Here is a 19,619-nt window from a genome sequence, read left to right on the forward strand (position 1 = left end):
GGATCGTGTCCTAGATCTGCGGCATCCTCGAACACATGACGACAGACACCCCGGCCCGGCTGCTGACGCTCCTCTCGCTCCTGCAGACGCCCCGTGAATGGCCCGGCGGCGAGCTGGCGGACCGGCTCGGCGTCTCCCGGCGCACGGTCCGGCGGGACATCGACCGCCTGCGGGAACTGGGCTACCCGGTCCAGGCGACGATGGGCACCGACGGTGGCTACCGGCTGGTGGCGGGCAAGGCGATGCCGCCGCTCGTCCTCGACGACGAGGAGGCGGTGGCCATCGCGGTCGGGCTGCGGGCGGGCGCGGGCCACGCGGTCGCGGGCCTGGACGAGGCGTCGGTGCGGGCCCTGGCCAAGCTGGAGCAGGTGCTGCCGTCCCGGCTGCGGCACCGGGTCACCACGCTCCAGTCCGCGACCACGCCGCTGACCAGCGGGGACGGGCCGAGCATCGCGCCCGAGACGCTGACCGTGATGGCCTCGACGGTGGCCGGGCACGAGCGGCTGCGGTTCGCCTACCGCGCGGCGGACGGCAGCGAGACGCGGCGCGTGACGGAGCCGTACCGGCTGGTGTCGACGGGGCGGCGCTGGTACCTGGTCGCCTACGACCTCGACCGGGACGACTGGCGGACCTTCCGGGTCGACCGGGTGAGCGAGCCCTTCGCCACGGGGGCGCGGTTCGCTCCGCGGGAGCTGCCGACCGGGGACGCGGCCGAATACCTGCGGCACTCGATGCAGCGCCGCAACGACTCCTACGAGATCGCGGTCGCCTTCCACGCACCGGCCGAGACCGTCGCCTCGCGGCTGCCCCACTGGCTGGGCACGCCGGAGGCGGTGGCGGGCGGCGCGTCGTGCGTGGTGCGGGCCACCGTGTCCGGCTCGGTGGAGTGGATCGCGGCCCGCCTGGCGACGACCGGCCTGGAGTTCCGCGTCCGCGAACCGGCAGAACTGGTGGACTGCGTACGCGAGCTGGGCGCCCGACTGGGCCGGGCGGCGGGGGCCGACTGATTGGCGGCGGGCTCCGGCACCACCTGTCCTGGGGACCCACCGACCAGCACGAGGACCGGCACCACCGGTACGGGAACCGGCCGACCGGCACGACCACCGCGGCGGGAACCGGCAAACCGGCGGCGAGGACTCGCCGACCAGCACGAGGACCACCCCCGCCGCAGCGGGAACCGGCCGACCGGCACGACCACCGCGGCGGGAACCGGCCGACCCGCGTTGGGGACAAGACCGTCCGCAGGACGAGCCGCGCGGACTCGCCGGCCAGCGGCACGGGCCGCCCGGGGCTCAGTCGATGGCAGCCCGGCACTCAGCCGGTGGCCGCCCGGGGCTCGCGGTCGAACGCCCGGGGCGCCCAGCCGGCGCCCGCCGCCCAGACCTCACCCCTGTTCCGAGGCACCGTCCCCCCAGGGGAACTCCCGCAGCACCTCCAGGTTCCGCAGCGCCAGTTCCAGGGGGCTGCGGGTCTCCTGGGAGGACGACGCCGCCCAGTGCTCCGCCGCGACGCGTACGGCCGCGCCCGCCACCGCGGCCGCGAAGTGCAGCCGGGGGGAAGCGGCCAGCCGCGCGGCAACGTTGTCGTCGCCCCCGGACAGTCGCGTGGCCAGCGCCTCCACCAGCCACCGCTCCGTGGAGTGGCACACCTCCGCCCACACCTTGCGCAGTGCCGGACTGCTCTCGGCCAGGCGGATGAGGGTGCGGGCCCCCTCCCAGGAAGGCGCCGACACACCGGCGCCCGGGGTCAGCGTGTGCCGCGCGGCGTGTTCCAGGGCCGCGGGCGGGGACAGTTCGGCCGGGGCGTCGCGCACCGCCCGTACCCAGCGCTCGGCGCCCAGGGCGTACAGCGGGGCGACCGCCTCCTCCTTGGCGGCGAAGTAGCGGTAGAAGGTGCGCGGGGCGACACCCGCCGCCCTGGCGATGTCCTCGGCCCGGGTGGCCCGCAGGCCCTGGCCGACGAAGAGGCGGGCCGCCGCGCGGGCGATCTCCATCCGGGTCTCGGCCTTGCGCCGCTCGGTCAGGGAGACCGGCTCGGCCGGTCCCGGTCCGGGGTCGGGAACTACTGGAACGGTGCTGCTCACTTCGGCAGGCTATGCCGCTGTGGCAGAATCTGCCATCCGGCGGGCCACCCCGGGGTTCAGGTTCGGGGTGGCCCGCCTCCGCGCTGTGCCCCGGCTCCCGGCCGGCCCCGTTCTCGCGAGAGAACACAAGAAGAGGAGCCGGGCTGCGGCACCCGGGGGGGGAGGGGCGCCGAGCCCGGCTCGGGAAGTCCCGGCGCCGGGGGGAGTGCGTCGGGACGTGGTCCAGTGTGCTGCGGTGCGATTGCGGTTTCCCGGCCGAGGGGCCCGAACGTCTTGTTCCCGGCCCCCGCCAGTTGAAGCAGCGTTGTACAGCCATCTTCGCGCGGGGTTCGACCACCGGCGTACGCCCCATCCGCCACGTCACGCCCCCGCGTCACGCGGCGTCCGGGCCGCACGGCCGAACGTCGCCCAGTCCGCGTTACGCGGCCGCCTCGAAGCCGGTGTCGCGGGCCAGCTTCTTCAGCTCCAGCAGCGCGTGCTTCTCGATCTGGCGGATGCGCTCACGGGTGAGGCCGTGCTCCTTGCCGACCTCGGTCAGCGTGCGCTCGCGGCCGTCGTCGATGCCGTACCGCATCTTGATGATGGAGGCCGTGCGCGGGTCGAGGCGGCCGATGAGGTCGTCCAGTTCCTCGCTGCGCAGCAGGGTCAGCACCGACTGCTCGGGCGACACGGCCGAGGTGTCCTCCAGCAGGTCGCCGAACTGGGTCTCGCCCTCGTCGTCCACCGACATGTTCAGCGAGACCGGGTCGCGGGCCCAGTCGAGCACGTCGGTGACGCGCTCCGGCGTCGAGCCCAGCTCGGCCGCGATCTCGGCGGGCTCCGGCTCGCGGCCGTGCTCCCGGTTGAACTCGCGCTGCACGCGCCGGATCCGGCCCAGCTCCTCCACCAGGTGGACGGGCAGCCGGATGGTGCGCGACTGGTCGGCGATGGAACGGGTGATGGCCTGCCGGATCCACCAGGTCGCGTACGTCGAGAACTTGAAGCCCTTGCGGTAGTCGAACTTCTCGACGGCGCGGACCAGACCGGCGTTGCCCTCCTGGATCAGGTCGAGGAGCGGCAGACCGCTGCGCGGGTAGCGGCGGGCGACCGCGACGACCAGGCGGAGGTTGGAACGGATGAAGACGTCCTTCGCCCGCTCGCCCTCGTCGATCAAAGCCTGGAGCTCCTCGCGGGTGGCGTCCGCCCCGGTCTCCTCGTACCCTTCGAGGACCTGCCGCGCGAACACACCCGCCTCGATGGTCTGGGACAGCTCGACCTCCTTGGCGGCGTCGAGCAGCGGTGTCCGGGCGATCTCGTCGAGGTACATGCCGACCAGATCGCGGTCGGCGAGCTCGCCGCCGTTCGCGCGGACGCTGGTTGCCGAGCCGGAGGTCTCGCCGGTGGCGGACTTACGACGGGCGACGGCACGGGTTGCCATGCGTGCTCCCTTGCGATGGTGGTTCAGCGGGTGGTCCGGTGGACGCGCGGGCGCCTTGCGGGGTTGTCTCCGTTGTCTCCAGCCCCTCTCGGGACTCTCCTCGGGTGCCCTGCATCCGATGGAAACAACGACTGGAATCCGGACAGAATTCCCAACCCGCCCCTCAATTTTTCTGATCATGCAGTACCCTGTGCCGCCACAGGAGGAGGGGCGATGTCATCGGGAACCGCGGAGGTCCAGGTCAGACCGGGAGTCGAGGACGATCTCAAGGCCCTCACCGCCCTCTACAACCACTACGTACGTGAGACGCCCATCACGTTCGACACCGAACCGTTCACCCCGGAGGAGCGCCGCCCCTGGCTGCTCTCCCACCCTGAAGACGGCCCGTACCGGCTGAGGGTTGCCACGGACGCGGACTCACAGGAGATTCTGGGGTACGCCACATCCAGCCCTTATCGCGCGAAGCCCGCCTACGCGACCTCCGTGGAGACCACCGTCTACGTGGCCCCGGACGCCGGCGGCCGCGGCATCGGCTCGCTCCTGTACACATCCCTCTTCGAGGCCCTGGCCGGCGAGGACCTCCACCGCGCCTACGCGGGCATCGCCCAGCCCAACGAGGCGTCCGCCCGGCTGCACGCACGCTTCGGCTTCCGGCCCGTGGGCACCTTCCGGGAGGTGGGCCGCAAGTTCGGGCGGTACTGGGACGTGGCCTGGTACGAGAAGCCGCTGTAGCCCACCTGCCACCGCACCGGGGCGCCACCTCTCCGCTCGCCCCCTCGCCCCTGACCGCCGCCCGCGCTCAGCCGAACTGCACCGACCGCTTCGCCAGCCCCATCCAGAACCCGTCGATCACCGACCGCCGCGAGTCCAGCTCACCGGCCGCGTCCGCCGCGCCCATGGTCACGAACAGGGGGGCGAAGTGTTCGGTGCGCGGGTGGGCGAGCCGCCCCGCCGGGGACTTGTGGGCGAAGTCGAGCAGCCCGTCCACGTCCCCGCCCTCCAGTGCGCGCCGCCCCCAGTCGTCGAACTCCGCGGACCAGGAGGGGATGCCGCCCTGGCGCAGAGCGGCAAGGTTGTGGGTGAAGAACCCGGAGCCGATGATCAGCACGCCCTCGTCGCGCAGCGGCGCGAGCCTGCGACCGATCTCCATGAGCCGTGCCGGGTCGAGGGTCGGCATGGAGACCTGGAGCACCGGGATGTCGGCGCCCGGGTACATCTCCACCAGCGGGACGTAGGCGCCGTGGTCGAGGCCCCGGTCGGGGACGTCCTGCACGGGCGTGCCGGGGGCGCGCAGCAGTTTGCGTACGGACTCGGCGAGCGCGGGTGCGCCGGGCGCCGCGTAGCGCACCTGGTAGTAGTGCTCCGGGAAGCCCCAGAAGTCGTAGACAAGGGGGACGGTCCGGGTCGCGCCGAGGGCGAGCGGGGCCTCCTCCCAGTGGGCGGAGACGACGAGGACCGCCTTCGGACGCGGCAGGTCCGCGGCCCACGCGGCCAGTTCGCCGGGCCAGACGGGGTCGTCGGCCAGGGGCGGGGCGCCGTGGCTGAGGTAGACGGCGGGCATGCGCTCCAGGGCGGCGGTCATGGCCACTACTCCAATACTTGAACTCTCAATCTTTACTTGTCGTCAATCTACCCCCGCTTTGTTTAATATTCAAGAAGTCGTTTCGTACAGTGGGTCCCATGAACGACGAACCCCGTTGGCTCACCGGCGAGGAGCAGCTGGTCTGGCGCTCCTACATCGAGGCCGCCACCCTCCTCGAGGACCACCTCGACCGGCAGCTCCAGCGCGACGCGGGCATGCCGCACGTCTACTACGGCCTGCTGGTGAAGCTGGCCGAGTCACCGCGCCGGCGGCTGCGGATGACGGAGCTGGCCAAGTACGCGAAGATCACCCGCTCCCGGCTCTCGCACGCGGTGGCCCGCCTGGAGAAGAACGGCTGGGTCCGCCGCGAGGACTGCCCCTCCGACAAGCGCGGCCAGTTCGCCATCCTCACGGACGAGGGGTACGAGGTGCTGCGCCGGACCGCCCCGGGCCATGTGAACGCCGTACGCCAGGCGGTCTTCGACCGGCTCACCCCCGAACAGCAGAAGTCCCTCGGCGAGATCATGCGGATCGTCGCCGAGGGACTTCAGCCGAGCGAAGCGGGTGCGGACCTGCCCTGGCTGCGCTGAGCGCGCGGCCGGGGCAGGTCCGGGGGAACCGTGCGTGCGGGGCGTCCCCTCCCCGTACGCACGGGTGGAACAGGGGCCCGAGCGGGTACCGGGTGCCGGGTGAGGCGTCAGTGGGCGACGACCGGCACCCGCAGCTCGTCCTCGGCCTCGTCGCCCGCGCCGGAACTGGCGACGGCGTTGCCGCTGCCCGGCCGCCCGGCGTTGACGAAGGTCAGGGCGATCGCGGCCGCCACGACCAGGATGCCGACGGCGAACCAGATCGCGCTGGTGTAGCCCTGCACCTGACCCTCCAGCTGGACCAGCTGCTGCTGGGAGCGGGAGGACGCGCCGCCGATGTGGTCGGCGATGTAGGACGTGGTGGCCGAGGCGGCGATCGTGTTCAGCAGCGCCGTACCGATCGCACCGCCCACCTGCTGCGAGGTGTTGACCATCGCGGAGGCGACACCCGAGTCCCGCGGCTCCACACCCATGGTGGCCAGGGACATGGCCGGCATGAACGCCGTACCCATGCCGAGACCGAGCAGGAGCATGCCGGGCAGCAGCACACCGGCGTAGGAGGTGTCGACCTCCAGCTGGGTGAGGAACAGCATGCCGAGGGCGGCGACCAGGAACCCGGGGCCCATCAGCAGCCGGGGCGCGACCCGCGTCATCAGGCGCGTACCGATCTGGGTGGAGCCCGTGATCATGCCCGCGATCATCGGCAGGAAGGCGAAGCCGGTCTTCACCGGCGTGTAGCCCTTCACGATCTGCAGGTAGTAGGTCAGGAAGAGGAACAGGCCGAACATCGCGATGATGGCCAGACCCAGCGAGAGGTAGATCCCGCCCCGGTTGCGCTCGGTGATCACGCGCAGCGGCAGCAGCGGGGCCTTCACCCGGGACTCGACGAGCACGAAGGCCAGCAGCAGCACGGCCGAGCCGACGAACATGCCGACCGTCAGGGCGTCGCTCCAGCCGCTGGACTCGGCGCGGGTGAAGCCGTAGACGAGCGCGACCAGACCGAGGGTGGACAGGATCACGCCGGGGATGTCGAGCGGCGAGCGGTTGCGGCCGCCCTTGGGCTCACGGATGACGAAGTACGCGCCGGCCGCGGCCACGATGGCGAACGGGATGTTGACGAAGAACGTCCAGCGCCAGTTCAGGTACTCGGTGAGGAAACCGCCGAGGATCAGACCCACGGCGCCACCACCACCGGCGATCGCACCGTAGATGCCGAAGGCCTTGGCGCGCTCCTTGGCGTCCGTGAACATCACGGCGAGCAGGGAGAGCGCGGCGGGCGCGAGCAGGGCTCCGAAGACGCCCTGGAGGGCGCGGGAGCCGAACATCATCGCCTCGTTGGTGGCGGCGCCGCCGAGCGCGGAGGCGACGGCGAAGCCGGCCAGACCGGTGACGAAGGTGCGCTTGCGGCCCCACAGGTCGGCTATCCGGCCGCCGAACAGCAGCAGACCGCCGAAGGCGAGGGCGTAGGCCGTGACGACCCACTGCCGGTTGCCGTCGGAGATGCCGAGGTCCTGCTGCGCGGAGGGAAGGGCGATGTTCACGATGGTGGCGTCGAGGACCACCATCAGCTGGGCGAGCGCGATGAAGACCAGCGCTTTCCAGCGACCGGCGTCCGGGGCGTCGGCGACGCCGGAGGCCTTGACGGCTGCTTGAGACATGGGGATACCCACTTCGGACTTCGTGACGGAAAAAGATGAGAAAAGGGACGACTGATCCCACGCCGACGGCCCGCTGTCAGCGACGTCGCTGACGACTCGGCCTCGGTGACGGAACTGGTGTGACGGGTGGGACTGGTGTGACTCGTGGGTCTGGAATTGGTGGAGGTGGAACCAGCGGAACTGGCTGAACTACTGGTCGCTGAACTACTGGTCGCAGGGCCGGCGCAGATCCTCCATCGTCACGGCCGCACCCGGAAGTACGGAGCGGGCGGGAGCCCGCAGCCCGTCCAGGAACAGCTGCAGATGGCGATGGACGAACCGGTCGGCGCTCACGCACCCCGTACCGGCCGGGGGCCGGCTGAGCTGGGCCGCGGCGATCATCAGATCGCCCACGCCCACGTCGTCGCGGAGCTGACCGGCCGCCTTCGCCCGGTCCATGACCTCGGCGACGAGTCGCTCGATCCGTCCGCGGGCCGCCTCCAGGTCGGGGTGGTGCTGGTCGAAGGTGCTGGCCATCATCGGGCACAGCGCGCTGATCCGCTCGTCGGCGGAGGCGTGCACGAAGCGCTCCAGCGCCTCGAACGCGTCACCGGTCTCCGCGAGGGCCAGCTCGGCCGCTCGTGCCGTACGGTCCATGACCGAGCAGACGACCTCGCGGACGAGGGCGTCACGGTCGGGGAAGTTGCGGTACACCGTGGCGTTGCCGACGCCGGCCCGGCGGGCGACCTCGTCGAGGGGCACGTCCGGCCCGTGCTCGACGAACATCTCCCGGGCGGCGAGGACGATCCGCTCCCGGTTGCGCAGAGCATCGGCGCGGGGCCGGGCCACCTTGCGCTGATCGGGAATCGCGGTCTGCACGGCGTACTCCTCGGTGTCTGTGAGGGTGTCTGTCACGGATGTGACGACTGGGTTCACGATCCGGGGATCGTTTCCCCGTTTCGCTCGGACACAGGTCTAAACGGGGAAACGATCCCCGGTTATTTCCCGCTCCCGAAGAACTTTCATGTGACCTGAGTCACATCGGGATACCGGCCGTCCCCCGGTCGGCGGCTACCGGCGAGAAACCCACGATCGGCCGCTCCAGCGCGCGCCCGCCCACCCCTCGGCACAGGGTGAGCGCAAGGGTGCAGCCGATGCCGGGCGGCTGCCGTGGCCGGGGAGGTCCGCATGCAGCCGCCGCCGCAGGCGCAGCCGCCGAGCCGACGCATACGCCCGCGCAGACTGGCCGCGGCCGGGACCGTCACCGTCCTGACCCTCGCGCTCAGCACCTCGGCCGGCACCGGCCGGCTCGCACCCGGCACCTCGACCGCGGGCTCCGGCCCCGCCAGCCTCTCCCGCTCCTCCGTGCACGGCCCCTGCATGATCAGCGGCGGCGCCGAGATCCAGATGTCCGAGGGCGTGCCGACCTCCACCGGATACGCCCGCTCGACCGGCACCGTCCGCGCCCTCAACCTGATGGTCGACTTCTCGGACGCGCCCGGCGAGGGCAAGGCGCTCGACCGGTACGCGGAGTTCTTCCCGCAGACCGAGGAGTGGTTCCGCACCAGCAGTTACGGCCGCCTCGACTACCACCCCGAAACCCCGATCCGGGACTGGCTCCGGATGCCCAAGTCCTTCGCGGAGTACGGCATAGAGCGCGGCGCCCCCTTCGAACCCGGCTACCGCAAACTGGTCCAGGACCTGGTCGCGGCGGCCGACCCAAAGGTCGACTTCCGTTCCTACGACCTCCTGAACGTCCTGGTCACCCCGAACGCCGGCCCCTCCGCCCTGGACACGGTCCTGTCCGTGACCTTCGCCGGGAACCAGGAGGCCCCGGTCGCCGACGGCGTCCCGGTGGCCAACGCCTCCTTCGTCTACTCCCGCCAGGACGACGGCTCCGGCTCCTACGACGCGACCGGCTACCGCGTACTCCCCCACGAGAACGGCCACGTCTTCGGCCTCCCGGACCTCTACACCCAGGAGGGCGGAGGAGCCGTCGGCCACTGGGACATCATGAGCGAGGACTGGGGCGCCAACAACGACCTCCTCGGCTGGCACAAGTGGAAGCTGGGCTGGCTCGACCCGTCCCAGGTGCACTGCGCGTCCGCGCCGGGCACGACCGAGTACACGCTGACGCCGCTGGCCCGCAGGGGCGGCGACAAGCTGGTCGTCCTCCCGCTGAGCGGCACCTCCGGCTACGCGGTCGAGCTGCGCACCCGCGAGGGCAACGACGAGACGGTGTGCCGGCCCGGCGTGCTGATCTACAAGGTCGACGCGGACGTCGACACCGGCATGGGCCCGGTACGGGTCTACGACTCCCGGCGCGACAGCGGCGGCTGCACCCGCAGCCCCAACGTCCACGCCGAACTCTCGGACGCCGCCTTCACCTCGGGCGAGACCTTCAAGGACCCGCGCAAGGGCGTCACGATCAAGGTGTCGGAGAAGGACGGACGGGGAGACGTCCGGGTGCGCGTCACCCGTAGGTGACCACCGGGGCGAAGGTGCCCGCCCGGGGCACTGATGGCGCCGAGGGCACCGAGCGGGGTCGGGATGCTCGGGGCGGTGTCGGGCTACCGTAGGCGCCTGCCGTGATCGCCGTACCGGAGAGCCGATGCCCGCCCACACCACCCACGACGCTTCCCGCGACGGGGCTGCCGCCGCGGCGGAGACGGCCGTACCGGCCGAAGCGGTCGCCTCGGCCGAAGCGGTCGCACCGGCCGAGGCGGTCACCCCACTCCTCCGCGGCATCGCCGTACTCCGCCGCCTGACCGAGGCGCACGACGGCACCCTGAGCCTCAGCGCCCTGGAGAAGACCACGGGCCTGGCCCGCTCCACGGTCGACCGCCTCACCGCGACCCTCGCCCGCATGGGATACGTCCGCCTGGACGGCCGCGACGTGACGCTCGCCCCCCGCCTGATGGAACTGGGCAACGCCTATCTGGCCGCCCTCCGCCTCCCCGCCCTGCTCTCCGCCCGCGCCGACGCCCTGGCCGACGAACTGGACGAGTCGGTGTCGTTGGCGGTCGGCGACCGGGACGGCATCCGCTTCATCCACCAGGCCACCCGCCGCCGCGCCATGTCCCTGAGCTTCCGCATCGGCGACCTGCTCCCGGCCGAACGCACCGCCCCCGGGCCCCTCTTCGCCACGCAGTGGACGGATCCCGACTGGCAGCACTGGCGAGAACGCCGGGCCGCGGACCCGGCGGGCCGCACCTTCCCCGCCGTACCACCCCGCGAACACCGCACCCCCGACGAGGACTTCACCCTCCGTACGGCGAAGGCGGCGGCGGACGACCACGCACTGGACGACCAGCTGATCGAACCGGGCCTGGTGGCGCTCTCGGTCCCCGTACGGGACCCCGGCACCGGCCGGGTGGCCTGCGTGGCGAGCGTGGTGAGCCACACCAGCCGCCACACGGCACCGGACCTGCGGACGGCCCTGCTCCCCCGCCTGCGCGCGGCGGTCGCGGCGATGGAGGAGGACCTGCGCACCGCCCCGCCCCCGGAGCCGGGGCCACCCCGGGCGGGCCTGGCCACCTGGACCGGCGCGTCGAAACAGGAACTGGGCAGGGAGTTCGTGGAGTCCCTCGCCCGCGGCCTGACCGTACTGACCGCCTTCGGCGAGGGCCGCTCCGCGCTGACCCTGACCCAGGTCGCGCAGGCGACCGGCCTGGCCCGCGCGACCGCCCGCCGCGCACTCATCACCCTCGGCCACGCGGGCCTGCTGACCCCTGCCCCCGACCACACCTTCACCCTCACCCCCCGGGTCCTTTCCCTCGGCTTCCCACCCCTCTCCCGCACCTCACTCCCCGAGATCGCCCAGCCCCACCTGACCGCTCTCGCCGACCGCGTCCACGAGTCGGCGTCGCTGGCCGTCCTGTCGGAATCGGGCGAGGAGATCCAGTACACGGCCCGGGCGTCCACGACCCGCGTCCTGAGCGCCCGCGTCACGGTCGGCACCCGTCTCCCGGCCCGGGCGACGGCCCTGGGCCACGTCCTGCTCGCCCTCCCCGAAGCCCGGACCCAGGGTTACGCCCTGGTCGACGAGGAGCTGGAGGCCGGCCTGCGCTCCATCGCGGTCCCGGTCCGCGACCGCACGGGGCGGGTGGTGGCGGCCCTGAACGTCGCGCTGCACGCGTCCCGCCGCACGACCACGGCCTGCCTCACGGAAATCCTCCCGGCCCTCTCCCTCACGGCCACCCACATCGAGGCGGACCTGTCGGTGGCGGGCCGCTTCCTCCACGTCCCCCCGACCTGACCCTGCCCGACGCTCACCCCGGCCCCCGATCCGCTAACCTGTTGTCACCGCCGCGCCCAGCGACGGCACGCCTTCGTAGCTCAGGGGATAGAGCACCGCTCTCCTAAAGCGGGTGTCGCAGGTTCGAATCCTGCCGGGGGCACAGAGGAATACCTGGTCAGAGGCCCTGCCGTCCTGGTTGACGACAGGGCTTCCGGGGCTTGCAGCACGCATGAGGTGTGCGTCGGTGGGTAACTGTGACGCGGCTCTCCTGCAGGGTGCGTCGGTCCGACGCGGGTCCCGTGCGCCTCACGCTTCACGTCGGCGGTCGCCCACCAGCCCGGTCTCGTAGGCGACGATGACAAGCTGGGCACGGTCGCGCGCACGCAGCTTGGTGAGCAGGCGTCCGATGTGGGTCTTGACCGTGGCCAGGCTCAGGTGGAGATGTTCGGCGATTTCTGTGTTGGACAACCCCCGCGCGATCAGGCCGAGCACTTCCAACTCCCGGTCGGTGATCCCGTCCAGCGAGCGGCTGGGCGGCCGCGCAGGCTCCGGACGGCGGGCGAACTCCGCGATCAGGCGGCGGGTCACCGAGGGAGCGAGCAGCGCCTCGCCCGAGGCGACGACGCTGATGGCGGTGAGGACCTCGGGCGGCGGGGTGTCCTTGAGCAGGAAGCCTGCGGCGCCGCCGCGCAGGGCGGCGTAGACGTACTCGTCCAGATCGAAGGTGGTGAGGATGAGGACACGGACGCCGGGCAGGGCCGGGTCGGAGCAGATCTGCCGGGTCGCCTCGATGCCGTCGAGGTCCGGCATGCGTATGTCCATCAGCACGACGTCCGGCCGTTCGCGGCGGGCGAGTTCGACGGCTTCCGCTCCGTTCGCGGCCTCGCCCACGGCCGTCATACCGGGAGTGTGATCGACGAGAACCCGGAAGCTGCCGCGCACCATTGCCTGGTCGTCGGCGATCAATACCCGCACGGGGGTCACGTCGGCCGTGGTCATTGGGTCCCTTCAGCCGGCAGACGGACAGACACCGCGAAGCCACCCTCCGGCCGGGGGCCCGCCTCGAAGCTGCCGCCGTACATCATCGCGCGCTCCCGCATCCCCAAAAGGCCGTGCCCGCCCGGGAGTCCGTGGACCGACTGTCTGAGTGCGGACGGCGGCCCCTCGTCCATGATGTCGATGCGGACCTCTCGCGTGTCCACCTCGACTGTCACCTGGCAGCGGGTCGGGGCCGCGTGCCGGACCACGTTGGTGATGGCCTCCTGGACGATCCGGTAGATGGTCAACTGTGCCCCCTGGGCCAGGCCCTCCACGGCGTGCACCGTCAGATCGACGTCCACCCCCGCCCGGTGTGCCTCCTCGGCAAGCAGGTCGAGTCGGTCGAGACCCGGTACGGGTCCCAGGGGCGCGCCCTCGGTGCGCAGCACACCGAGCGTGCGCCGCATCTCGGCCAGCGCGGAACGGCTGGTCTCCTCGATGACCTTGAGGGCAGCCCGTGCCTCCCGCGGGTCGGCCTCCGCCACATGCCCGGCGACGCCCGCCTTGACGGCGATCAGGCTGAGATTGTGCGAGACGATGTCGTGCAGTTCGCGGGCGATCCGCAGACGTTCCTCGTCCAGTGCGCGCTCCGACCGGCGCCGCTGTTCCCTGGCGGCCTCGGCTCGGCGGGCGCGCACGGTGAACCCCATGCCCCAGGCCCCGCCGATCACCAGGAGCACGAGCCCAGCCACCCCTGCGGCTCCCCGCCAGTCCTCGGCGGGAGTGACCACCGCTTCCCCCAGGTAGACAGCACCGCACGCCACGGGCATCGTCACCGCGAGTGCGGGCACGGACCGGCGGGTGGGCTCGGCCAGTCCGACGAGATAAGCCGCAAGCCCGGCGGCGGCGTATGGCTCACGGGGTATGTCGAGGAGCGATGCCACGGCCAGGGCGGCCAGTACGACGACCAGGACCGCGAGCGGCCATCGGCGGCGTACTGCGACCGGCAGTCCGACCATGGCCGCGATCAGACAGCCGAGCCAGAACGGTCCTGTGTAGACGGGCTGGCCATCGTCGGCAGTCAGCCGGGCGAAGCCGATGTACACGGCGGTCAGGGCCAGAGCCGCGCCGAGGTCAAAGGCGTAGAGATGGCGCTGCCGCTTGGGCTTCATGGTTCGACCGTACTTGGACGTGTGCACTCAACCGGCCTGTCCCAGCAGCACCATCAGCCCAAGAGTCACCAGGGTCAGCGGCATCCAGCGCAACACCGCTGCCCGGCTGGGGCGGGGCTCTTCACCCAGCAGGGCCAGGCCCAGCGGCACCAGTGCGGCGCACAGTCCGGCCAAGGCCACCAGCGACAGCGGGGTGGTCCCCTTGAGCACCCCGAGGGGCAGTGCCGCGGTGAGACCGAGTGCGGCGGCGCGGGCCGGGCCGAGCACCCGGGTGCGCCAGGCACCGAGGGCAAGGACAGGCCACCCGGCGAGGATGGCGAGGTTCAGCGTGGTGAAGACGTGGAAGGCACCGTAGCCGGCGGAGACCGCTTCGGTGGCGGGCCCGACCCCTTGGGAACGCACCAGCTGAAAGGCCAGATGGTCCACCCCCGCGTGGAAGGTGCGGGCGAACAGACCGAACATCACCAGGACCCCGCCCCACAGGCCCCAGCCGGCACTCCGCACTCCGATCCGTGCGGCCAACACCGCCACAGCGGGCCAGAGCAGCAGACTGCCCGCCGCAAAGAGGCCGTATGCGGTGGCCATCAGAGTGGGGTGCCGCTCGTACGCGGCGAGTTGGTCGGGGAAGAAGAAGTGGAAGCGGGCGCGCAGCAATGCGCCGGTCAGCATCAGGAGGGGGCCGAGCACCATGGCAGTGCCGCCCACCCAACGTCCGGGGAAGCCGGTGGCCTCCCACCGCTCCACAGGCAGCGCGCCACGCAGTCGGGCGCCGGCCGGTGTGATCGGGGTGGCCATGGACGGCGTCGGGTTCGTCATGCTGTCGACGATGCCTTCGCCGTCCCCTGCAGGGCGTCGGACCAGGAGCTGAACTGTGGGGCCAGACCTGGGTATGACCTTTCGGGTCACCGAACAGGCACCTCTTTCAGCCCGCCGCGCGAGCAACTGACGCCATGCCAGGAAGGCCTCTTTGCGGAACACATTTCCGGAATGTGCGCCTCGGTCGGTGCCTCCACCTGCTGTGTTCTCACGGTGGGAAATCAGCTGTGAGGAAGCGGTGGTTCGGAAGAGGATGTCTGTATGCGGGTAGGAGTGGTGGGGCTCAGGATGGGGCTCCACCTGGCGGACTGGTGCCGCAAGGTGGGCATGGAGGTAGTGGCGGCATGTGACCGCGACCCCGAACGTCGTGCCGTGGCGCGGGCGCAGTTGCCCGGCGTGGTGCTGGTGGAACGGTGGCAGGAACTGCTGGAGCACCGTCTCGACGGGGTCGTCCTGGCCAACGACTTCGACGAGCACGCGCCGTTGGCCATGGCGTTCCTGGACCGTGGGGTGCACGTGCTGTCCGAGTCGGCGGCATGCGTGGACGCCACGGAAGGGGAGCGGCTCATCGCGGCGTCGGACAGGTCGACCGCGACCTACTCCTTCGCCGAGAACTACGTGGCCCACCCGCACGTCCGCCTCATCCGGCAGGCGATCGATGCCGGGGAACTGGGCCGGATCAGCATGATCGAAGCGGACTACCTGCACGGCATGTCCCCGGCCGATGTCGCGGGCCTGATCGGCGATCCGGCGCACTGGCGCGGGCGCATCGCCCCCACGGCGTACTGCACGCATACCCTCTCACCGGTACTGGCCCTCACGGACGCCTGGCCGGTGGAGGTGTCGGCGTTCCCGGCGGACAAGGCGGACCCACGCGCCGCGGTCGTCATGGCGGTGCGGCTGTCCACCGGGGCGCTGGCCCTCACCCGGCACGGGTTCCTCCAGGGCGAGCCCGACAGCCACTGGAGCTGGATCTCCGTACGCGGCACCAAGGCGCTGGCCGAGTCCGTCCGGGCCGCCGGCGAACGGTCCTGGGCCGTCCGTGTCAGAACGGAGGGCTGGGCGACGCCGGAGGGCCACGCCCGCGAGGAGGAACGCACCCCTCCGCCCTTCACCCTCGCCGGGGAATCCGTGGCACGCGGGGCCGAGGGCACCGTACGAGTACTGCGCGCCTTCCGGGCCACGATGGAGCACGGAGAGCCACCGCTGGTACCGGTACGGCCCGCCGTGGCCGCGTCACTGGTCGGCGTGGCCGGCGCGGAGTCACTGGCCAACGGCTCCCGCCCGGTCCCGGTACCCGTGATGACGACCGGCCCGCAAGGAACCACGGGCCGGGCAGATCCTGACGTCCGCAGCTGACATCAACGACACCGGACGGGAAGGCACGCCGGCGTCTCCGACCGGCCGTCGCACCAGTCACCGCCAGCAGCCTCAGCGGTCCCGCATCGGCCTCCCTACCGCTTACGGTGTCAGCGGGGGCTGCGCGAGCGGGACGGGCGTGCCGGGCGGACGGCAGACAGTACGCTGAATCCAGCGGGATCGGGCCCGCACCACACTGTCCGGGAGGTGCTTCATGACGGCCGAGATGGTTGCCCCGGCGTGGATGCATGAGCAGATCACGGCGGAGGAGTACGAGTCCTGGTCCGAGGAGCAGTGCGCCGGTATCGAGATCGTGGACGGGATGGTCGTCGTTAGCCCGAGTGCGTCCAAGCGGCACAACCGGCTGGCCCGGATTGTGGCGAACGTCCTGGATGCCGCCGCGGGCCCTGAGTGGAATGCCGACACCGACTTCGACGTCCGGCTTCAGGACGTCCCGCTCACCAATCGCCGGCCGGACGTCGTCGTGTACCGGGCGGACACCATCGACATCACCCCCACCCGCCCTGAGCACGTGCTGCTGGTCGCGGAGGTGGTGTCGCCAGGTTCGGAGACCACCGACCGGATCGTGAAGGTCGACCAGTACGCCAAGGCAGGCATCGGCTTCTACTGGAGGATCGAGCAGGCCGCGACAGGCGTTCCTCTCGTGTACACCTACGTTCTCGACCCCGCGACGAAGCGCTATCGGGACGGAGACGTGTTCACCGGCGTCCTCAAGGTGGTGGCCCCGTTCCCGGTGCAGGTCGATCTCGGGCAGGTCTGACCCGATCCGTACGGCTCGGAGGCGCGCGGCGCCGGTGTCGGCCGGTCACTGCCGTCGCCGCCGGGGAGAGCCGAGCAGCAGCTCGGCCATGACGCGGGCGTCGCGGCGGCGGGCGGGGCTCGCTGACCACACGCCGGGCAGGACCACGCAGCACAGGAGGGCGAGTGGGACGAGGACCGCGATCACGCCGATCCATGGATAGGCCACTGTGACGGGTACCAGGAGACCTCCTGATACCAGGCCGAGCAGTGGCCCCGCCCTCACGGGTCGATTGCGCTCGCCATGCGCAGGGTTCCTTCCTGGTCACGGAGCTTCGGGCTCCGGCCCGACACCCACGCGTTTTACGGCCATACAGGCCTGGCCGTCATTCATGGGACACCGGTGATCGCACGCACCAGGATGGCGAGTCCACGGCAGGCATGCGCGGCGCCCCATCCCCCGTCGATGGGAGCAGATTCATCCTGCCCCACCGGGCGGGCGCGGGGGGAGGCGTTTCCAGGACATGGCAGGTATCCGCCTCCCCCTGAGGCAGCCGCACCGGTGCTCGGTCACTGGCGGGTCACCGCGCGGGAGATGCCCGCTGTGACCGTCGTGGCCAGGATCCAGCCCGCTGCGATCAGGGCGTAGGACAGCCACTGGCCGGTGTCGCGTGGGGCGAAGGCGTTGTCCTGGCCGAAGGTGATGATCGGGACGAGGAGGTCGAGGGTGTAGAAGACGGCGTTGAAGGGCGGGGCCTTGCCGGGGTCCAGGGGGGCGGGGGTGTGGAGGGTGAAGTAGAGGGCGCCGCAGGCGAGTAGGGCGAGGAGCCACAGGCCGGCGCGGAGGGGGCGGTAGCCGTAGCCCACGGCGGCGTCCTGGACGTGGCCCCACAGGCGGGTGTGCGGGGGGAGGGTGGAACGGCGGTGGCGCTGCTTGGCCAGCAGGACCGTGCGGGCTTCGTCCTCGTGGCCGAGACGCCGGTAGGTCGAGGCCAGTTGCTCGTACGGCTGGGGGAGGTAGGCGCCGGTCGTGCGGCGGATCCAGTGGACGCGTTCCGTGGCGGGGAGCGGGAACGCGAGGGTCTCGTACGTCGCGTCGGCCAGGCGGAGGTCGGCGGGCCAGGTGTCCTGGGCGTCGTACAGCGTGCCCAGTCGGGCGTTGCGTGCGTCCACCGCTCCGTCGATCGGCCGGCGGGTGCGGAGGTCCGTTTCGCGGGCCTGGGTCGCCCGTAGGGACAGGGCGGTGCCGTCCTTGTGGGTCAGTTCGGCGTCGCGGAGGCTCAGTTCCGTGCCGACGTGCGTGCCGTCGAGTTTTACCGCGCCGTCGACCCTGAGCCCGAGGCCCAGGTCGAAGTTGCGGGCGACCGTGACGTCCACCGCCTCCAGGGCGATGTCTCCCGGGTTGCTCAGCCGGGCCCCGCAGAAGCCGATGGCCGCCGCGACGGTGGCGCCGGTCAGGATGATCCGGCCTTCGGCGGTGAAGCCGGGGTGGAAGGTGAAGTCCTCGGCGATACGGACGTGGTAGGCGTCCAGGGCGTTCGCGCCGGGGGCCCGGAGTGAGGCGCCTTCCAGGTCGAACTCGCCCTCTATGGACGCGCCGGAGAGTCGAAATGTGCCCTCGACTGCCAGGTTCGTGCACAGTGCGTCGCCGGCCACTTGGGCGTGGATGGCCGATATGGCCTCGGCCCCCGCACCAGTACAAGTACCGGTACCGGCCTCCGTCCCGGCCCCGGGGACGCCGATTCTCGTGTCGCGCAGGTCCAGTTCTCCGTTGATCTGCGTGCGGTTGAGGACCAAGGGGCCCGTCAGGTGGCAGCCGGAGACGACCAGGCGTCCGTCGATCTGCGCCGTGTCGGCGACCAGGCCGGGCAGGGCGCAGTCCCGCATGACCAACTGGCGGGTCCGGGCGCCCCGCAGCAGCGGTGCTTCGTCGAAGCGGCAGTCCGTCAGGTGGATCGGTGCCGCGACGTCGGTGAAGCCGAGGTCCAGGCGGCCCGTGATGTGCGCGCCTGTCAGGCGCAGCGCGGGGCGGTCGCCGGGGGTGGGCTCGGCGTGGGCGCCCAGCAGCAGTGCCGCGATGGCGTCGGCCCGGATCACCGGGTCCGGGAGGGGCGACGGAGACGCCGGAGACGCCGGGTCCGGTGGCGCAGGGGGACTGGACACGTCGACGCGGTGGCCTTGCGGGAAGGCGTCCCGCAACCGGCGTTCATGGGCGTTGAGTTCGTCGATGCGCACGAGTGACGATCTTCCTGGTGCGGCCGCGTGCCGGACAACCCCGTATTCCTCCGTTCCGTCCGCCTCTCCCCTCAGGCCGGGCGACGCGCCCCGCGGGTCAGGCGGAGGGCGGAGACCAGGAAGAAGACGCCGCCGAGGAAGGCGTAGCCCGCGAGGCTGCCCAGCGACGGGTCGTCGGCGCCCGCCTGCGTGACGAACGAGAGGCCGGCCAGCGTCGAGATGGCGCCGCTGACGATCATCGGCCACTGCCCGCCCAGGTGGCGGCGGACGGCGCCCGCGACGAGCTGGACGATTCCCGCGGTGACGGCCCACGCGCCCCAGACGCGCAGGACGGCCGGGATGCCCGAGGTCGCGGCGAGGGCGAGGGCGAGGACCGTCAGGGAGCTGATCGCGATGTTCGCGTACAGGGGTGTGACCGGGCCGCCGTTCGCCTTCGCCGACCGGACGTCGACGACCGCCGCCGCCACGTCGAACAGCGGGTAGACCAGCAGCAGTGTCGTGCTCAGCGGGCCCAGCGAGTCGGCGGTGGCGAAGAGCAGGGCGGCCCATACGGCGGCGAACGCGAAGCGGAGGAAGTACAGCTTCCTGAGGGTGACGGGGAGGCTGGCGGGCGGTGCGACGACGGCGGCGGTGTCCACGGGAGTGCCTTTCGGTGAGGTACACGAGGTGAGACGTACGAGGTGAGGCGTGCGATGAGGTAGAACGTTCGGTCTCGTCGTGCAGTCAACGGCCTCCCCGCCCCACTGTCAAGACC

At 71.7% G+C, this 19,619-nt stretch carries 18 protein-coding genes and 1 tRNA gene; 8 read left to right on the forward strand and 11 right to left on the reverse strand.

Annotated features, from left to right (window positions below; translation table 11 throughout):
- Positions 1-35: 35 nt before the first annotated feature.
- Complete coding sequence (locus tag ACGH52_RS16660; RefSeq protein WP_121700585.1) at positions 36-1,007, forward strand: YafY family protein; 972 nt, start codon at positions 36-38, stop codon at positions 1,005-1,007.
- A gap of 377 nt (positions 1,008-1,384) precedes the next feature.
- On the opposite strand, the gene ACGH52_RS16665 is transcribed toward ACGH52_RS16660, so the two are convergent.
- Complete coding sequence (locus ACGH52_RS16665) at positions 1,385-2,083, reverse strand: TetR/AcrR family transcriptional regulator (protein ID WP_399940208.1); 699 nt, start codon at positions 2,081-2,083, stop codon at positions 1,385-1,387.
- A gap of 418 nt (positions 2,084-2,501) precedes the next feature.
- Positions 2,502-3,500 carry an RNA polymerase sigma factor RpoD/SigA gene (locus ACGH52_RS16670; RefSeq protein ID WP_030190975.1) on the reverse strand — a complete coding sequence of 333 codons (999 nt, stop codon included), beginning with the start codon at positions 3,498-3,500 and terminating at the stop codon, positions 2,502-2,504.
- 213 nt (positions 3,501-3,713) lie between these two features.
- On the opposite strand from ACGH52_RS16670, the gene ACGH52_RS16675 reads away from it, so the two are divergent.
- Positions 3,714-4,232, forward strand: coding sequence for a GNAT family N-acetyltransferase (locus tag ACGH52_RS16675; protein WP_399940211.1), 519 nt, complete (start codon positions 3,714-3,716; stop codon positions 4,230-4,232).
- A gap of 67 nt (positions 4,233-4,299) precedes the next feature.
- Here ACGH52_RS16675 and ACGH52_RS16680 read toward each other — a convergent pair whose 3' ends face one another.
- Positions 4,300-5,082, reverse strand: a complete 783-nt coding sequence (locus ACGH52_RS16680; RefSeq protein ID WP_210973945.1) for a dioxygenase — start codon at positions 5,080-5,082, stop codon at positions 4,300-4,302.
- 98 nt (positions 5,083-5,180) lie between these two features.
- Between ACGH52_RS16680 and ACGH52_RS16685 the strand changes: the two genes are divergently transcribed.
- Entirely contained in the window at positions 5,181-5,672 is a 492-nt protein-coding gene (locus ACGH52_RS16685) for a MarR family winged helix-turn-helix transcriptional regulator (RefSeq protein WP_059301275.1), read from the forward strand.
- Positions 5,673-5,779: 107 nt separating this feature from the next.
- Here the strand turns inward: ACGH52_RS16685 and ACGH52_RS16690 are convergent, their stop codons facing one another.
- Together ACGH52_RS16690 and ACGH52_RS16695 are read right to left on the reverse strand one after the other, a co-directional pair.
- Positions 5,780-7,327, reverse strand: a complete 1,548-nt coding sequence (locus ACGH52_RS16690; protein WP_399940215.1) for an MFS transporter — start codon at positions 7,325-7,327, stop codon at positions 5,780-5,782.
- Positions 7,328-7,531: 204 nt separating this feature from the next.
- Positions 7,532-8,185 carry a TetR/AcrR family transcriptional regulator gene (locus tag ACGH52_RS16695; RefSeq protein ID WP_193777425.1) on the reverse strand — a complete coding sequence of 218 codons (654 nt, stop codon included), beginning with the start codon at positions 8,183-8,185 and terminating at the stop codon, positions 7,532-7,534.
- 309 nt (positions 8,186-8,494) lie between these two features.
- Here ACGH52_RS16695 and ACGH52_RS16700 point away from each other — a divergent pair, with 309 nt between their 5' ends.
- From ACGH52_RS16700 to ACGH52_RS16710, 3 genes are all read left to right on the forward strand, one after another.
- A complete protein-coding gene (locus tag ACGH52_RS16700; protein ID WP_399940218.1) occupies positions 8,495-9,793 on the forward strand; it encodes a M6 family metalloprotease domain-containing protein in 1,299 nt (432 codons plus the stop codon).
- A gap of 124 nt (positions 9,794-9,917) precedes the next feature.
- Positions 9,918-11,564 (forward strand): IclR family transcriptional regulator C-terminal domain-containing protein, encoded by a 1,647-nt coding sequence (locus ACGH52_RS16705; protein ID WP_399940221.1) that lies wholly within the window; start codon positions 9,918-9,920, stop codon positions 11,562-11,564.
- 69 nt (positions 11,565-11,633) lie between these two features.
- A tRNA-Arg gene (locus ACGH52_RS16710) sits at positions 11,634-11,706 on the forward strand.
- A 146-nt stretch (positions 11,707-11,852) separates the two neighbouring features.
- Here ACGH52_RS16710 and ACGH52_RS16715 read toward each other — a convergent pair.
- The 3 genes from ACGH52_RS16715 to ACGH52_RS16725 are packed head-to-tail and all read right to left on the reverse strand — an operon-like array spanning position 11,853 to position 14,512.
- The gene (locus tag ACGH52_RS16715) at positions 11,853-12,545 is read right to left on the reverse strand and encodes a response regulator (protein ID WP_399940224.1); all 693 of its coding nucleotides are present in this window, start codon (positions 12,543-12,545) and stop codon (positions 11,853-11,855) included.
- Positions 12,542-13,696, reverse strand: a complete 1,155-nt coding sequence (locus ACGH52_RS16720; RefSeq protein ID WP_399940227.1) for a sensor histidine kinase — start codon at positions 13,694-13,696, stop codon at positions 12,542-12,544. Before ACGH52_RS16720 ends, ACGH52_RS16715 begins: the two co-directional genes overlap by 4 nt.
- A gap of 27 nt (positions 13,697-13,723) precedes the next feature.
- Complete coding sequence (locus ACGH52_RS16725) at positions 13,724-14,512, reverse strand: hypothetical protein (protein ID WP_399940230.1); 789 nt, start codon at positions 14,510-14,512, stop codon at positions 13,724-13,726.
- A gap of 261 nt (positions 14,513-14,773) precedes the next feature.
- On the opposite strand from ACGH52_RS16725, the gene ACGH52_RS16730 reads away from it, so the two are divergent.
- Together ACGH52_RS16730 and ACGH52_RS16735 are read left to right on the forward strand one after the other, a co-directional pair.
- Positions 14,774-15,871: a Gfo/Idh/MocA family protein gene (locus ACGH52_RS16730; RefSeq protein WP_399940233.1), complete on the forward strand. Its 1,098-nt coding sequence runs from the start codon at positions 14,774-14,776 to the stop codon at positions 15,869-15,871.
- A gap of 214 nt (positions 15,872-16,085) precedes the next feature.
- Positions 16,086-16,652 carry a Uma2 family endonuclease gene (locus tag ACGH52_RS16735; RefSeq protein WP_399940236.1) on the forward strand — a complete coding sequence of 189 codons (567 nt, stop codon included), beginning with the start codon at positions 16,086-16,088 and terminating at the stop codon, positions 16,650-16,652.
- 45 nt (positions 16,653-16,697) lie between these two features.
- Here the strand turns inward: ACGH52_RS16735 and ACGH52_RS16740 are convergent, their stop codons facing one another.
- From ACGH52_RS16740 to ACGH52_RS16750, 3 genes are all read right to left on the reverse strand, one after another.
- On the reverse strand, positions 16,698-16,916 hold the full coding sequence (locus ACGH52_RS16740) for a hypothetical protein (protein ID WP_399940239.1): 219 nt from the start codon (positions 16,914-16,916) through the stop codon (positions 16,698-16,700).
- A 284-nt stretch (positions 16,917-17,200) separates the two neighbouring features.
- Positions 17,201-18,865 carry an oxidoreductase gene (locus ACGH52_RS16745; RefSeq protein WP_399940241.1) on the reverse strand — a complete coding sequence of 555 codons (1,665 nt, stop codon included), beginning with the start codon at positions 18,863-18,865 and terminating at the stop codon, positions 17,201-17,203.
- Positions 18,866-18,936: 71 nt separating this feature from the next.
- A complete protein-coding gene (locus ACGH52_RS16750) occupies positions 18,937-19,503 on the reverse strand; it encodes a hypothetical protein (RefSeq protein WP_076974836.1) in 567 nt (188 codons plus the stop codon).
- Positions 19,504-19,619: the final 116 nt, after the last annotated feature.

This window comes from Streptomyces sp. BBFR25 (genome assembly GCF_044590125.1).
In the GTDB taxonomy this organism is placed as follows: Bacteria; Actinomycetota; Actinomycetes; order Streptomycetales; family Streptomycetaceae; genus Streptomyces; species Streptomyces canus_D.

What these genes read in the sequence shown, in the direction of transcription:
- ACGH52_RS16660 (WP_121700585.1), top strand. Translation starts at nt 36, where the DNA reads ATGACGACAGACACCCCGGCCCGGCTGCTGACGCTCCTCTCGCTCCTG.
- ACGH52_RS16670 (WP_030190975.1), bottom strand. Translation starts at nt 3,500, where the DNA reads ATGGCAACCCGTGCCGTCGCCCGTCGTAAGTCCGCCACCGGCGAGACC.
- ACGH52_RS16675 (WP_399940211.1), top strand. Translation starts at nt 3,714, where the DNA reads ATGTCATCGGGAACCGCGGAGGTCCAGGTCAGACCGGGAGTCGAGGAC.
- ACGH52_RS16680 (WP_210973945.1), bottom strand. Translation starts at nt 5,082, where the DNA reads ATGACCGCCGCCCTGGAGCGCATGCCCGCCGTCTACCTCAGCCACGGC.
- ACGH52_RS16685 (WP_059301275.1), top strand. Translation starts at nt 5,181, where the DNA reads ATGAACGACGAACCCCGTTGGCTCACCGGCGAGGAGCAGCTGGTCTGG.
- ACGH52_RS16690 (WP_399940215.1), bottom strand. Translation starts at nt 7,327, where the DNA reads ATGTCTCAAGCAGCCGTCAAGGCCTCCGGCGTCGCCGACGCCCCGGAC.
- ACGH52_RS16700 (WP_399940218.1), top strand. Translation starts at nt 8,495, where the DNA reads ATGCAGCCGCCGCCGCAGGCGCAGCCGCCGAGCCGACGCATACGCCCG.
- ACGH52_RS16705 (WP_399940221.1), top strand. Translation starts at nt 9,918, where the DNA reads ATGCCCGCCCACACCACCCACGACGCTTCCCGCGACGGGGCTGCCGCC.
- ACGH52_RS16715 (WP_399940224.1), bottom strand. Translation starts at nt 12,545, where the DNA reads ATGACCACGGCCGACGTGACCCCCGTGCGGGTATTGATCGCCGACGAC.
- ACGH52_RS16720 (WP_399940227.1), bottom strand. Translation starts at nt 13,696, where the DNA reads ATGAAGCCCAAGCGGCAGCGCCATCTCTACGCCTTTGACCTCGGCGCG.
- ACGH52_RS16725 (WP_399940230.1), bottom strand. Translation starts at nt 14,512, where the DNA reads ATGACGAACCCGACGCCGTCCATGGCCACCCCGATCACACCGGCCGGC.
- ACGH52_RS16730 (WP_399940233.1), top strand. Translation starts at nt 14,774, where the DNA reads ATGCGGGTAGGAGTGGTGGGGCTCAGGATGGGGCTCCACCTGGCGGAC.
- ACGH52_RS16735 (WP_399940236.1), top strand. Translation starts at nt 16,086, where the DNA reads ATGACGGCCGAGATGGTTGCCCCGGCGTGGATGCATGAGCAGATCACG.